General features: G+C 56.7%; 13 protein-coding genes. 10 read left to right on the forward strand and 3 right to left on the reverse strand.

What is annotated here, in order from left to right; translation table 11 throughout:
- Positions 1–31: 31 nt before the first annotated feature.
- Entirely contained in the window at positions 32–1,045 is a 1,014-nt protein-coding gene (galE, locus tag HJY11_RS04825; RefSeq protein WP_208074865.1) for a UDP-glucose 4-epimerase GalE, read from the reverse strand.
- Positions 1,046–1,260: 215 nt separating this feature from the next.
- Here galE and HJY11_RS04830 point away from each other — a divergent pair, with 215 nt between their 5' ends.
- From HJY11_RS04830 to HJY11_RS04875, 10 genes are all read left to right on the forward strand, one after another.
- The gene (locus HJY11_RS04830) at positions 1,261–2,319 is read left to right on the forward strand and encodes a glycosyltransferase family 2 protein (RefSeq protein WP_208074866.1); all 1,059 of its coding nucleotides are present in this window, start codon (positions 1,261–1,263) and stop codon (positions 2,317–2,319) included.
- Between the two features lie 89 nt (positions 2,320–2,408).
- Complete coding sequence (locus tag HJY11_RS04835) at positions 2,409–3,287, forward strand: phosphorylcholine transferase LicD (protein WP_368041541.1); 879 nt, start codon at positions 2,409–2,411, stop codon at positions 3,285–3,287.
- Positions 3,288–4,004, forward strand: coding sequence for a 2-C-methyl-D-erythritol 4-phosphate cytidylyltransferase (locus HJY11_RS04840; RefSeq protein ID WP_368041542.1), 717 nt, complete (start codon positions 3,288–3,290; stop codon positions 4,002–4,004). It begins immediately after the preceding gene.
- Positions 3,997–5,010, forward strand: coding sequence for an alcohol dehydrogenase catalytic domain-containing protein (locus HJY11_RS04845; RefSeq protein WP_208074867.1), 1,014 nt, complete (start codon positions 3,997–3,999; stop codon positions 5,008–5,010). The genes HJY11_RS04840 and HJY11_RS04845 overlap by 8 nt, the downstream gene beginning before the upstream one ends.
- Positions 5,011–5,044: 34 nt before the next feature.
- On the forward strand, positions 5,045–6,040 hold the full coding sequence (locus HJY11_RS04850) for a glycosyltransferase family 2 protein (RefSeq protein ID WP_208074868.1): 996 nt from the start codon (positions 5,045–5,047) through the stop codon (positions 6,038–6,040).
- A gap of 18 nt (positions 6,041–6,058) precedes the next feature.
- Positions 6,059–7,147, forward strand: a complete 1,089-nt coding sequence (locus HJY11_RS04855; RefSeq protein WP_208074869.1) for a glycosyltransferase family 4 protein — start codon at positions 6,059–6,061, stop codon at positions 7,145–7,147.
- A gap of 36 nt (positions 7,148–7,183) precedes the next feature.
- A complete protein-coding gene (locus HJY11_RS04860; RefSeq protein WP_208074870.1) occupies positions 7,184–8,671 on the forward strand; it encodes an O-antigen polysaccharide polymerase Wzy family protein in 1,488 nt (495 codons plus the stop codon).
- Positions 8,650–9,450 carry a hypothetical protein gene (locus HJY11_RS04865; protein ID WP_208074871.1) on the forward strand — a complete coding sequence of 267 codons (801 nt, stop codon included), beginning with the start codon at positions 8,650–8,652 and terminating at the stop codon, positions 9,448–9,450. The genes HJY11_RS04860 and HJY11_RS04865 overlap by 22 nt, the downstream gene beginning before the upstream one ends.
- Before the next feature lies 1 nt (position 9,451).
- Positions 9,452–9,943: a hypothetical protein gene (locus HJY11_RS04870; protein ID WP_208074872.1), complete on the forward strand. Its 492-nt coding sequence runs from the start codon at positions 9,452–9,454 to the stop codon at positions 9,941–9,943.
- Positions 9,944–9,974: 31 nt separating this feature from the next.
- The gene (locus HJY11_RS04875) at positions 9,975–11,525 is read left to right on the forward strand and encodes a lipopolysaccharide biosynthesis protein (RefSeq protein WP_208074873.1); all 1,551 of its coding nucleotides are present in this window, start codon (positions 9,975–9,977) and stop codon (positions 11,523–11,525) included.
- A 71-nt stretch (positions 11,526–11,596) separates the two neighbouring features.
- Here HJY11_RS04875 and gpmI read toward each other — a convergent pair whose 3' ends face one another.
- Positions 11,597–13,111 (reverse strand): 2,3-bisphosphoglycerate-independent phosphoglycerate mutase, encoded by a 1,515-nt coding sequence (gene gpmI / locus HJY11_RS04880; RefSeq protein ID WP_208074874.1) that lies wholly within the window; start codon positions 13,109–13,111, stop codon positions 11,597–11,599.
- A gap of 83 nt (positions 13,112–13,194) precedes the next feature.
- The gene (gene tpiA, locus HJY11_RS04885) at positions 13,195–13,962 is read right to left on the reverse strand and encodes a triose-phosphate isomerase (protein ID WP_208074875.1); all 768 of its coding nucleotides are present in this window, start codon (positions 13,960–13,962) and stop codon (positions 13,195–13,197) included.
- Positions 13,963–13,980 lie beyond the last annotated feature (18 nt).

Genomic DNA, 13,980 nt, shown 5'->3' on the forward strand with positions numbered 1-13,980 from the left:
CCCAAAGGCCCTTTTGCAGCTGCTTTTTCATCTAGTCGTCGTAGCCGTTGGGATTTTGGCTCTGCCACCGCCAGGAGTCGGCGCACATCCGCTGGATGTCGTACTCCGCCTCCCACCCCAGCTCGGCCTTGGCCTTGGAGGCGTCGGCCCAGCACTCGGCAATGTCGCCTGCCCGGGGCGGGGCGATTTTGTAGGGCACCTTCTGGCCGCTGGCTTTTTCAAAGGCGTCCACCACCTGCAGCACCGAATAGCCGTTGCCGGTGCCCAGGTTGTAGACGTGCACCCCAGCCTTGCCCACCAGCTTCTCCACCGCCTTGATGTGGCCCTTGGCCAGGTCCACCACGTGGATGTAGTCGCGCACCCCGGTGCCGTCCACCGTGGGGTAGGTTTCCCCGTACACGTTCAGGTACTGCAGTTTGCCCACCGCCACCTGGGTGATGTAGGGGATCAAGTTGTTGGGAATGCCCTTGGGGTTTTCCCCGATGCGGCCGCTCTCGTGGGCGCCGATGGGGTTGAAGTAGCGAAGAATCACCAGGGAGAAGCGAGGGTCGGCCCGATAGAGGTCCCGCAGGATCTCCTCGGTCATCAGCTTGGTGGCGCCGTAAGGGTTGGTCACCGAGAGGGGAAAGTCCTCGGTGATGGGGACGGTGGCCGGCGAGCCGTACACCGTGGCGGAGGAGGAGAACACCAGGGTGTAAACCTGGTACTGGCGCATCAACTTGAGCAGATGCAGGGTGCCGGTCAGGTTGTTGTGGTAGTACTCCAGCGGTTTTTCCACCGATTCCCCCACCGCCTTGAGCCCGGCGAAATGAATGACCCCGTCAAAGTGGTGGGCGCGAAAAACCTCCTCGGTGGCGGCATAGTCCAGCAAGTCGACCGGACAGAACGTCACCGGTTTGCCGGTGATCTCCTGAATGCGGTCCACCACCTTGGGGCTGGAGTTGCAGAGGTTGTCCAGAATCACCACCTCGTGCCCCGCGTTCAGCAGTTCCACACAGGTGTGGCTTCCGATGTAACCGGCGCCGCCAGTAATCAGCAGTTTCATATGATGTCCTTCTTTCCCTTTCATCTGGTTTTGGCAGATTGAAAACTGCCTATATTATAGTGGTCAGGAGGCAGTTTGTCCAGCCGCTGCCTGTAGAGGAGAGACGAACAGATCAATTGGTTACAAATTGTAACTTTTTTTCGAAGAAGTTGAAAAGGCCGTACAAAGGCGGTATAATGAATAAACTGATTTTTAATGTATGACGTGAGGTGCCTATGCTCGTCTCCTTTTTTATCATCGCTTACAATGCTGAAGAAAAAATCAAGACGGTTTTACAGGACTTAACTGAACAGGACTACCCCCATGAAGAGATCGAGATTATTTTAGTGGACAGTCAGTCCACCGATCAAACCAAACAGGTGATGCAGGCGTTCCAGCAGGAGCAGACGAGTTTTTACCGGGTTCTGGTGCTTGACAACCCCAAAAAGATTCTCCCCGCCGGATGGAATGTCGCACTGCGGGAATGCAGGGGCGATGTGATCGTCCGGGTGGATGCCCACTGCACCATTCCCAGTGACTTCATCAGCGCCAATGTGAAAAACTTTGAGTCTGGCGAAAAGATTGTCGGCGGCCCCCGCCCCAGCATCATCGATGCCAAAAGCGGCTGGCAGCGGGCTCTTTTGTTGGCAGAGACCTCGCTCTTTGGCAGCGGGATCGCCAGTTATCGCCACAGCGAAGAGAAAAAGTACGTCAGCACCCTCGCCCACGGGGCCTATGCGCGGGAGGTGTTTGAAACGGTGGGGGGATACGACGAGCGGCTGGCCCGCACAGAGGACAACGAGATGCACTTTCGCATGAGAGAGGCCGGATACAAGTTGCTTTTTGACCCGGCCGTCCACTCCTCTCACCACGCGCGCAACAGCTTTTCCAGAATGGCAAAACAAAAATATGGGAACGGTTACTGGATCGGTATTACCACGGCCGTCTCTCCCCGGTGTTTTTCTCTGTATCACTACGTGCCTGCCGCGTTTGTGCTGTCGCTTATCATCTGTGCGGTAGCGGCGTGTCTTGGCTTCCCCTGGCTGCTGGTCGCCCTGTTGGGACTCTACTTTGCGGGCGCCGTCGGCATGACGGTGCTGTCTGCCAGAGGGAAGGTGTTCACCCCCTTTTTCTTGCTTCTGCCGGCGCTGTTTTTTGCTCTCCACACCTGCTATGGCTGGGGAACTCTGGTGGGCTTTGCAAGGCTGCCGTTCTGGAAGGCCAAAGCAGAGAATCGGGGCTGCCCGGCGAAGGAAGAGGTGCGGCAGGCCCTCATACGAAATCACAGAAAATAGAGAATTGGTGGCAAAGCGGCGCAAGTAGGTGCCGCTGCCTTTGCGAAAGAGGAAAAGAGTGAGACCGAGATGGTCGGGAGGAAGCAAACGTGCCTGACAGAGAGATGACCTTTTCGCCTGAACTGCTTCGGCAGCTCCAGCTAAAAGGACTGGAGATGACCCTCTATTTTAAAAGGATATGCGATGAAAACGGGCTGCTCTTTTACTTTTGCGGCGGTTGTTGCATTGGGGCGCTGCGCCACCGGGGGTTCATCCCCTGGGACGACGACGTGGATGTGTTCATGCCCCGCCCCGACTACGAGCGGCTCAAGAAAATCTGGCCTCAAAAGGCCGACACCAGCCGGTACAGTATTTGCTACGCCAACCGCGAGAGAATCGACGGCAACCTCTTCATCACCATACGGGACAACGACACCACTCTGATCAAGCCCTACCAAAAGCAGATGGACATCCCCCACGGGGTGGTGCTGGACATCCTCCCCCTGGATGGCTGTCCCAGCGACCCGGGGAAGCGCAAGCGGCAGAAGTTTTGGGCCCTGCTCTACTCCCTTTACTGCGCCCAGCAGGTGCCCACCAACCACGGCAAGAAGGTGGCGGCGCTGGCCAGGATCGCCCTGACCTGCGTCCCCTTTAAAGGGCTTCGCTACAAGCTCTGGAAGCTGGCCGAGCGGAAGATGACCCGGTATCCCATCGCCCAGTGCGAGAAGATCACCGAGCTCTGCGCCGGGCCCCACTACATGCAAAATGAGTACCCCCGGGCGGCCTTTGACAGCGCCGTCTACCGGGAGTTTGAGGGGCATTCCATGCCCCTGCCGGTGGGGTATGATCAGTACCTGACGATCGCCTTTGGCGACTACATGCAGCTGCCCCCCAAAGAGAAACAGGTGGCCCACCACGACTGCCTCTTCTGCGACCTGGAACACGGCTACCAGAAGTATCGGGGAATTTACTACTGCACGGAGGATTGAATGATGATTTTTGGCGCGATTTTGGCCGGCGGCACCGGCTCTCGGATGAACATTGCGGACATGCCCAAGCAGTTCCTCCCTCTGGGGGACAAGCCCATCATCCTGCACACCCTGGAGAAATTTCTCCTCTGCGACAGGATGGACCGGGTCTACGTGGGGGTCCACCCCGACTGGGTGGGCCATATGCAGGACCTGCTGGAGCGCCAGGTGCCCCAGAGAGAACGGGTCACCCTGGTCCCCGGTGGAGGGGACCGCAACAGCACCATCTTCAACATCGTCAATCAAATTGAGGCGGATTGGGGCGAGTCGGACGACCACCTCATCATTACCCACGACGCCGTCCGCCCCTTTGTCACCCTGCGCATCCTCGAGGAGAACATCGAGGCCGCCCGCGCCTTTGGCGCCTGTGACACAGTGGTCTCCGCGGTGGATACCATCGTCGTCTCCGAAAACGGTGAGACCATCTCCCAGATCCCCGACCGGCGGCTGATGTATCAGGGGCAGACGCCCCAGAGCTTCCGCATCTCCCTGCTCAAGAAGCTTTACCAGAGCCTCGACGAGGAGGAGAAGGCGATCCTCACCGACGCCTGTAAAATCTGCGTGGTGCGTCAGACCCCGGTGCGGTTGGTGGAAGGAGACGTCTCCAACTTGAAGATCACCACGGTCGGCGACTACAAGATCGCCCAGGCCATGGTGGGGGGACAGGTCGTTGATTAACCACATCTATCAGTTGGCCAGCCCAGGGGTGTTCTCCATCGAGTACGCCTCCACCGACCTGGCGGACAAGGTGATTCTCCGCCCCCGGTTCATGGCCCTCTGCCATGCCGATCAGCGGTATTTTCTGGGTCAGCGCAGCCAGGACGTGCTCCGCAAAAAGTTGCCCATGGCCTTAATCCACGAGTGCTGTGGGCGGGTGCTGCAGGACCCCACCGGGACTTTTGCGCCGGGGGCACGGGTGGTGGCCATCCCCAACAGCCCCCAGAGCCCCGACCCCATCATCTCTGAAAACTACCGGCGGGACAGCCGGTTTCTCTCCAGCGGGTACGACGGTTTTATGCGGGAGTATGTCGATCTGCCGGCAGACCGGCTGGTCCCCTGTGACGGGGTACCCGACCACATTGCCGCCATCACCGAGTTTGTCAGCGTCACCGTCCAGGCGGCCCGCCGGTTTGACCGGCTGGCCCATGCCCGGCGAAACCGCGTCGGCATCTGGGGGGACGGCAGCATGGCCTTTGTGCTGGCCTGCACCCTCCGCTTCCTCTTTCCCCAGATCGAACTGCACGTGGTGGGGAAGAATGCCCGCAAACTGTCCATGTTCTCCTTTGTGGGGGCCACCCACTTCGCCGACGACCTGCCGCAGGGCTTTTCGGTGGACCACGCCTTTGAGTGCGCAGGGGGAGAGGGCAGCTACTACGCCATCGACGACATCATCCGCACCATCGAACCCCAGGGGGCAGTCATCCTGCTGGGCGTCAGCGAGAACAAGGTGGCCGTCAACACCCGCGATGTGCTGGAAAAGGGGCTCACCCTGGCCGGCAGCAGCCGCTCTGGGCGGGAGGACTTTGTCGAGGCCATCCGTCTGATGGGGGACCCCGCCGTGCAAAACCGCCTCAACCGCATCATCAGCATCGACGACCCGGTCTGCCAGATGGAAGACATCCAGCGGGTCTTTCGCACCGACCTGAACACCCCCTTTAAAACGGTGTTCGAGTGGAGGATGTAGAAGTAGTCTATTTAGGGGAAAGGAGTGTTTGTCAATGGAAGAGGCCACCCCCATCATCAGCATCATCGTACCCGTCTACAAGGTAGAGGCCTATTTGGATCGATGTGTGCAATCCATTCTCAACCAGACCTTTTCCGATTTTGAACTGATTTTGGTAGATGACGGATCGCCGGACCGCTGCGGTCAGATGTGTGATGTCTACGCCCAGGGAGACCGGCGGGTACGGGTGATCCACAAGGAAAACGGCGGCTTGAGTGATGCGCGCAATGCGGGAATCGACGCCGCTCGAGGTGAATACCTGGGCTTTGTGGACAGCGACGATGAGATTGCTCCGGACATGTATGCGAGCCTTCTGCAAAACCTTATTGAGTCCAAGGCAGATATGGCGGTCTGTGGTCTGTACGATTGCTATGGAGACGTCAAGGTGCCGCAGGACATTCAGCAAGGACATTTTCTCTATACGGCGGAAGAGGCGGCGGAGTACCTCCTTTCCGGGCGGAGTGTGGGGCTCTTTGCCGTCAACAAATTGTACAAGCGCGCCCTGTTTGACGAAGTTCGCTATCCGATAGGGCGACTTTATGAGGATGCATTCGTCATTGTGGACTTGCTGATTCAGACGGACAGGGTAGTGGTGGACACCACACCGAAGTATTTCTATCAGCGGCGTCAGGACAGCATTACCATTGGTGCCTTTGAGCCCAAGGTATACGATGTAGTGGCCGCCCACGAGCACAATTTGCAGCTGATACGAGAGCACTTTCCCTCACTGGAAACAGTGGGGCAGTTTCGCCTCTGGTGGGCAAAAAAGCAGGTGCTGGAGCGCATTTCGCAAGTCGATCCTGCCCACTGGGGAGATTACCACCGCGAAGTGGGAGAAATTGCCCGACAGATGCGCAAAAATCTCCTTTCCATTTTAAAAAACCCATACAATTCCCGCAATCAAAAGATTGCCTACTTGATGATAGCCGCCAATCCCCGGCTGTTTTTGCGGCAGATCGCGAGAAAGCGCCGCCAGGCGGCGCGGGGGTGAGGAGGCGTGTGTTCTCAAATGAAATCCATCTGTCTGGTAAAAGATGATTTATCGATCTTCGGCGGGAGGGAGAAGATCCTTTCCGTCATGGCCAACGCCCTTTGTGAAGACTACTGCGTCCATGTGGTGGGGCTTTGGAACTCCCTGCAGGGCCCCCCTTATTTCCCGTTTGACGAGCGGGTTCACTGCTTTCAGATTTTGGATCACAACGCCCGCGTACGGGAGGCGCTGACCAAGACCATCTCCCCCCTGCGCCGCTATTTGAAGGAACAGAAAATTGATGTGGCTCTTTCGGTTGGAGTCAATACCAATGCCTATTTGCTGGCGGCAGCGGCGGGAACTGGGGTGAAGACCGTTTGCTGCGAGCACTCCAACTTGCAAAACAGCTATTACGGCTGGTTCGGCCATCTCAATCAGTGGTTGGCGGCGCGGTTTGCCGACAAGATCGTGACCCTCACCAAGCAGGACCAAGCGGCCTATCGGGAGAAGTTCCACCTGCGGGAAGAGCGCCTTGCCTACAACTACAACTGTATTGATCCCGCCTGGCTAAGAGAAAAAAGACCCTATGACGGGGCATCTAAGAAGTTGCTTTCTGTGGGGCGATTTGACCCTGTGAAGGGGTACCCTCTTTTGGTAGACGTGGCCAAGCGGGTACTGCCTAGCCATCCCGACTGGCAGTGGCACATCTATGGCGATGGAGAAGAATTCTCCATCGTACAGCAAAAAGTTAGAGATCAGGGGTTGGAAAAGCAGTTGATCTTAAAAGGGGCGGCCAAATCGATGGACGAAATCTATCCTCAATATGCCGCCGTGGTCCTCACCTCCTATCACGAGGGCCTGCCCATGGTGTTGCTGGAGGCAAAGGCAAACGGTTTGCCCATTGTCAGTTTTGACTGTGCGACCGGGCCGCGGGAGATTGTGCGGGACGGTGTAGACGGCTACTTGGTGCCGGTGGGAGATGTGGAGGAGATGGCGGTTCGCATAGAGCGTTTGATAGAAGACGAGCAGCTTCGCCGCTCCTTTTCAGAGAGCAGTATGCAAAATATAGATTCGTTTTCTCAGGAAGTCGTGATCGAGAGATGGAAGGACATATTGGAGTCTGTATAAAAGTCCAATCGGTTCGCTTGGGAAGGGGGGTATGGTTTGAAAAAGTATCTTCAATACAGCAGCTTTGTAGCGTCCCTGGCAGTATTCGGAATTGGCTGTGTGGTTGATCGCTATAATGTCATTTTGGTCGGCGTGCTGCTCATGCTGTTGAGCAATCTTATCTACGGATTCGCCGACGCCAAAAAGCGAGTGTTCTTTTTGGTATTTAACCTCACCTTTTTTGTCTTTTTGTTGGGCAGGCCAACGGTCTCCATGTTTAGGGGAAACGAGTGGTGGTATTTTGAGAGCAGTGCCGTACACTTTGCCCTCAATGTTTGCTTTCTATCTCTAATGGCCCTGCAGATTGGTGCGGCGGTGTTTGAAAGGCTGTACAGACCTGCCAAAAGGCCGCCCGCCAACCCCTGTTGGGAGGAGAGCAAAAATGAGTCGGTCCAGGTGGTGTCCCTTTGTCTTTTCTATCTGGCAATGTTCTTTTATCTCGTGATGGAACTGGAGAAACTCCTCTTTATGCGCGGGAGGGAGTACACGGACTTTTACATTGCATTTACCTCGCAGATGCCTTTTTTGGTGCGGTTTCTATCGGGGCTGATGAAGCCGGCCCTCTGTGTTTTTCTCAGCACCCTGCCCAAAAAGAGCCGCACGGTATTCCCTCTGGTTCTGTACGTGCTCTCCGCGGTGCCGATGCTCATCATCGGGGCGAGAAACCCCATCGTCCTCAACCTGCTCTTTGCGCTGCTCTACTACTATATCCGGGATGTGTTGCAAAAATATCCCCGAGAGAAGTGGGTCGGGCGATTTGAGAAGACCGCCATTGTGCTGGCCGTCCCCGCAGCCATCATTTTTTTGGCCATGTACAATTTTATCCGGGCCGATGTACAGGTGGAGCAGATGGGGCTATTTTCCGCCCTGGTCGAGCTCATCTACCGGCAGGGGGTGTCCTTTGATGTGCTCTGCATGGCCTTTTTGGCCCTCCCCAATTTGCCGAATGCGATCCCCAAGTGCTATACGTTTGGCGGGTTTATCGACGAGTTTCAGCACGGGACCATCGCACAGGCCCTATTTGGCGCCACCCCGTTGGGGGAGAGCAACAGCGTTTACAAGGCCGTGTATGGGAACAGTTTTGCCCACAGCATGTCCTATGTGGCAAGAGATACCTATTTAGAAGGAGAAGGCTGGGGCTCCTCTTACATTTTAGAGACGTATGCTGATTTCGGCTATGTCGGAATGTTTCTATTTGGTATTCTACTCGGTGCTGCACTGGGGTATTTGGTGTATCTTGTCTATCAGGGCGGCTTTCGCTCTGTTTTGGGTTGGATGGCTGCCACAACCCTGTTTTTGGTTCCCCGCGACTCTGCCACCGGTTGGATGGAGTTTATGATTGCCCCTCGCTTTTGGGCAACAGTGGTTCTCTGTTACACGCTGGGAGCTCTCTGCGCAAGGTCGTATCGCCAGTTGCCGCGCGGGCAGACGGCATACTTGACAAATAGGAGGAAAGACACGAGATGTTTGAGAGATTCGGTTTGAAGGATGCCTTTTACGCCATCTGGAAACACAAAGTTCTAATCATTGCGGTCGCCTTGGCTACCGGACTGCTGGGTGGTTTGGCTCTGTCGGGTAACCCCAAGCGGGTCACGGGGCAGACGGTGCCTGGCCAGTACAATGAGACCATTACCTATTATGTAAAGCTCAGCGATAAGGCCTACCAGAGCAAGGGCCTGGCGACCTCCTCTCTGAGCGCCGTGCAACTAGACTACACCAAGAGCTATACCGCCATTCTGACTTCCGATGTCTGTCTTGATTACGTAGTTGCCTCTGCTGAGGAAATTGTGGGGAAAGAGAAGATGGACAAACAGCTCCGAGCTGTCAATCCCGATGGGGCGGTGGAGAAGCACCAGGCTCTGAAAAACTTGGTGAAAGTCGAACAGGTCAAGGACAGCTATCTGATCACCGTCTCCATCACCTCGGTGGACACGGATTTTGTCAAGGCGGTCTCTCAGGGGTATTACAACTATGTAAATCAGGCAAACAACGACTTTGACTTTGCCCAGTTACAGCATATCAAAACCGTGAAGTCGGACAACGAGACGCTGCAGATTCGAGAGAAGAGCAACGCCTTTAGCAAGACAGGATTTGTCAAATACACTGTGGCCTTTGGCATTGCCGGCGCTGCGGTTGCAATCATCGCCGTGATGGGCATTGCCCTGTTCTTCCCGACAATCAACCGCAAAAGCGATTTTCAGATGTACAATGTACCTGTCTTGGGAGAATTGCCTAAGTCAAAAGGCAACAGAGGAGGGGTTTGAGATGGTACAGAGACGCATTCGCCTGACCAGGGAAGAAAAGCTGGCGGAGAGCAGGCAGTTTGCCGCCAATCAAATTTTGCAGTTTTATCGGGAGAAGGGAGCGCGCTGTCTGGCGGTCACCACCAGCACCCGACTGCAAAGTGAGAAGGAGCACGTTTTTCTCGACCTGGGAGAGCGGCTGGAAAGCCAGGGGATTCGCCTGATTCAATTCACTGACGGGAAGGAATCGCTGGCCCTGTCTGTTCCCGGAGTCGAGCAGATTGCCGATTTGGAAGAGCTGAAGCAGTTGTTGACCGCAAACGCGCAGACTCGCTATCTGCTGGATGTACCGCCTCTGTCCCTCTTTGCCAATGCCGTAGAGGCTGCTCGGCTGACAGATGGGGTTGTCTTCATCGAAAAGTACGGTTCGACCAAACACGATGTGTTTGAGCGCTGCCTGGCCCTGCTGGAGCAGGAAGCTGTTCAGGTGTGTGGAGTCGTTACCTACCGATGACCGTTTCGGTACGGAGAGAAGGCGGTGCAGTGTGAGGTCAAGAAATTCATTCGTCAATATTCTTGTCAGTTGCTTTTCCTATATCTTTTTAATGCTCAACTCATTTCTCACCCGGGCTGTGTTTTCCCGACAGCTGGGGCTGAGCATTGCCGGCATTGAGGGGATGTTTTTAAACGTCGTCTCGATGCTGGGTATTGTAGAGATGGGGATTGGGACCGGCATTGTCTACAAGCTGTACAAGCCCATTGCGGAAAAAGACTATCCCCAGATAGCCGTTTTACTAAAGTTTTATAAGAAGGCGTACAGCCTCATCGCCTCGATGGTTTTGGGGTGCGGGTTTGTAGCCGCCTTTATTGTCCCCTTCCTGGTGACCGAGGATTACTCAAAGCCCTGGCTGGGCACCATGTTCATGATGTATGTCTTTGATGTATTGGCATCCTATCTCTTCGCCCACAAGCGGGCCATGTTCATTGCCGATCAGAAGAACTACGTCAATACTCTGGCGCACACAGGGGGACAGTTGGTCTCCTGCATTCTCCAGGTGACCAGTTTGACCCTGTTTCACTCCTATTTTCTCTACTTGATCATCAAGGTGACTTGCACGGCTTTGGAGAATGTATTCATTGCCCTTTGGTACCGCAAGCACTACCCGCACATCGATCTCAAGACCACAGCAGAGATGGACGAGGGGGAACGCAGAGGGCTTTTTAAAAACATCAAGGCGCTCCTTTTCCACAAAATTGGCGGGTTTAGTCTCAACTCCACCTCCAGTATGATTATCATCAATGGCGCCGGCAGCCTTGCCAGCGGTCTGTACAGCAACTACATGATGATTGTCAATGGACTGTTTCGCATTTCCGATCAGGTGTTCACCGGCATCATTGCCAGCTTTGGCAACCTGATGAATACCACTTCAACTGAGAAGTCCTATAAAAATTTTAAGTCCCTCTACTTTATGAACTATCTCATCTATTCCTTCTTCACCGTCTCCTTTTTTACCCTGGCGACCCCCTTTGTCCGCCTCTGGATCGGGGAGAACGGCGTCTTTCCCCTTGACACACTGGCCCTGCTCACCCTGTATTTTTACGTTATGGGAATGCGGCAGTCGGTGCAGATGGTTCGCACCAGCGCGGGCATTTACCGGCCCGACCAGTATCTGCCCCTGGTTGAGGCGGCCATCAACGTTGTTATGGGCATCATCCTGGTCAAGCCCTTTGGGGTCAACGGGGTGCTGATGGCGAACCTCATCGAGATGTTCATCATTCCCTTCTGGACCCATCCCTATATCATCTACAAAAACGTCTTTTTTCAGAGTGTCAAGACCTACTACCAGAGATACGTGCTCTATGCGGGCATTACCCTTGGATCGCTGTTGGCGACACAAGGCATTTGCTCTCTCCTACCCGCTATGGGGCGTTTTACCACCCTGGTCGTCTATGCAGTGATCTGTCTGCTTGTCCCCAATGTCGTCAACCTGATTTTGTTTCACAGGACGGACGAGTTTCAGTATCTGTTCCACACGACTACAGGGTTGCTCTCCCAGTTCAAAGAGGCTCTGAAAAAGAGAAGACAGTCTGCTTAAGGGCGGATTGTAGCCCCAATAAAAAAACTGGCTGTCGCCGCGGCGACAGCCAGTTTTTTATTGAAATGAGTTTACAGCACAATGCTTTCCCCGGTCATCTCCTCGGGCTGGGGAAGGCCCAGAATCTTCAACATGGTGGGGGCGATGTCCGCCAGGCGGCCGCCCTCCCGCAGCTTGCAGTCGCCGCAGCCGATCACCGCAAAGGGCACCGGGTTGGTGGTGTGAGCGGTGAAGGGGGAGCCGTCGGTGTCGTAGAGTTTGTCAGCGTTGCCGTGATCGGCAGTCAGCAGCACCGCGCCGCCCTTTTGCAGGATGGCGTCCACCAGCTGGCCCACGCCGTCGTCCATCGCCTCCACGGCCTTGACAGCCGCGTCAAAGACGCCGGTGTGGCCCACCATGTCGCAGTTGGCGTAGTTGAGGATGATCACGTCGTACTTGTCCGAGGCGATCCGGGCCAGGGCCTCCTTGGTGACTTCCGGTTCGCTCATCTCGGGCTGCAGGTCGTAGGTGGCGACCTTGGGCGAGTTGATCAGGGCCCGGTCCTCCCCCTCACAGACCTTTTCCACCCCGCCGTTGAAGAAGAAGGTGACGTGGGCGTACTTCTCGGTCTCGGCAATCCGCAGCTGGGTCAGCCCCTTCTGGGAGATATACTCGCCAAAGGTGTTGGCCAGGGACTGGGGCTTGAAGGCCACGTGAACCCCGGGCATGGTGGCGTCGTACTGGGTCATGCAGACGTAGTAGAGGGGGAAGCAGCCTTTGGCGCGGGCGAAGCCGTCGAACTTCTCATCCACCAGGGTGCGGGTGATCTCCCGCGCCCGGTCGGGGCGGAAGTTGAAGAAGATCACCGAGTCGCCGGCGTTCATCCCGGTGTAGCCGGTGCAGACGGCGGGCACCACAAATTCGTCGGTCACCTCGTCTTTGTAGGAGTTGGGCATCACTTCCAGGGCGTCGGCGGCGACCCCTTTGGCCTCCACCATGGCCTGGTAGGCCTTCTCCACCCGCTCCCAGCGGTTGTCGCGGTCCATGGCGTAGTAGCGGCCCATGATGGTGGCGATCTTGCCCACACCGATCTCCTGCAGCTTCTCGTCCAGGGCCTTTACATAGTCGGCTCCGGAGGAGGGGGGCACGTCCCGCCCGTCCATAAAGCAGTGGACCCAGACCTCTTTGAGGCCCTTTTTCTTGGCCAACTCGATGATGGCGTAGAGGTGTTCGTTGTGGCTGTGGACCCCGCCGTCCGAGAGCAGCCCCATCACGTGCAGGGCGCTGCCGTTTTGCAGGCAGTTGTCCATGGCGCCCACCAGGGCCTCATTTTCAAAGAAGTCGCCGTCGGCGATGGACTTGGTGATCCGGGTCAGCTCCTGGTAGACGATCCGACCGGCGCCGATGTTGGTGTGCCCTACCTCGCTGTTGCCCATCTGCCCGTCCGGCAGGCCCACGTCCATGCCGGAGGCGCCGATTTCGGTGGTGGGGTAGGAGGAGAAAATTTTGTCCAGGTTGGGGGTCTTGGCGGCTTTGATGGCATTGCCGTAATCGCTGCCGTTGATGCCAAAGCCGTCCATGATAATGAGGGCCAGAGGTTTTTTCATAGTTGCGCTCCTTTTTCAATGGATTGCGGCCGCGCCGACGGCGCGGCCGCAATCCGCTCTTTGTTTCTCTGTCTGTGGAGGGGTTATTTGCTGGCGGCCTCTACGATTTGGCTGAAGGCGTCGGCCTTCAGGGAGGCGCCGCCGATCAGGCCGCCGTCCACGTCGGGCTGGGCCAACAGTTCCGCGGCATTGCCGGCGTTCATCGAGCCGCCGTACTGCACCACCAGGTGGCTGGCGGCCTCTTCGCCGTAGAGCCCAGCCACAGTGGCGCGGATGACGGCGCAGACCTCGCCGGCCTGCTCGGCGGTGGCGGTCTTGCCGGTGCCGATGGCCCAGACCGGCTCGTAGGCGATGATGATGGACCGCAAGCCCTCGGCGCCGATCCCCTGCAGGGCGACCTTGGTCTGCAGCGCCACCACCTCGGCGGTGATGCCCTGCTCCCTTTGGGCCAGCAGTTCGCCCACGCAGACAATGGGTTTCAGCCCGGCGGCCAGGGCGGCCTTGGTGCGCAGGTTGACCGTTTCGTCGGTCTCGGCAAAGTACTGGCGGCGCTCGCTGTGGCCCAGTACCACGTACTCGACCCCCATCTCGGCGAGCATGTCCGCGGCGATCTCGCCGGTGAAGGCGCCGGATTTCTCAAAGTGGCAGTTCTGGGCGCCCACCTTGATGTTGGTGCCGGCAGTGGCGGCCAAGGCGGTCTCCAGATCGGTGAAGGGCACGCAGACAACCACGCCGCAGTCGGCGTCTTTTACCAGGGGACAGAGCTCCTCCAACAGGGCTTTGGCCTCGGCGCGGTTTTTGTTCATCTTCCAATTCCCGGCGATGACCGGGGTGCGCAGGTTCCTATTCATACAGCACATTCCTTTCTG

Origin of the sequence: Bittarella massiliensis (ex Durand et al. 2017), from assembly GCF_017566145.1 — a bacterium.
Classification (GTDB): domain Bacteria; phylum Bacillota; class Clostridia; order Oscillospirales; family Ruminococcaceae; genus Bittarella; species Bittarella massiliensis_A.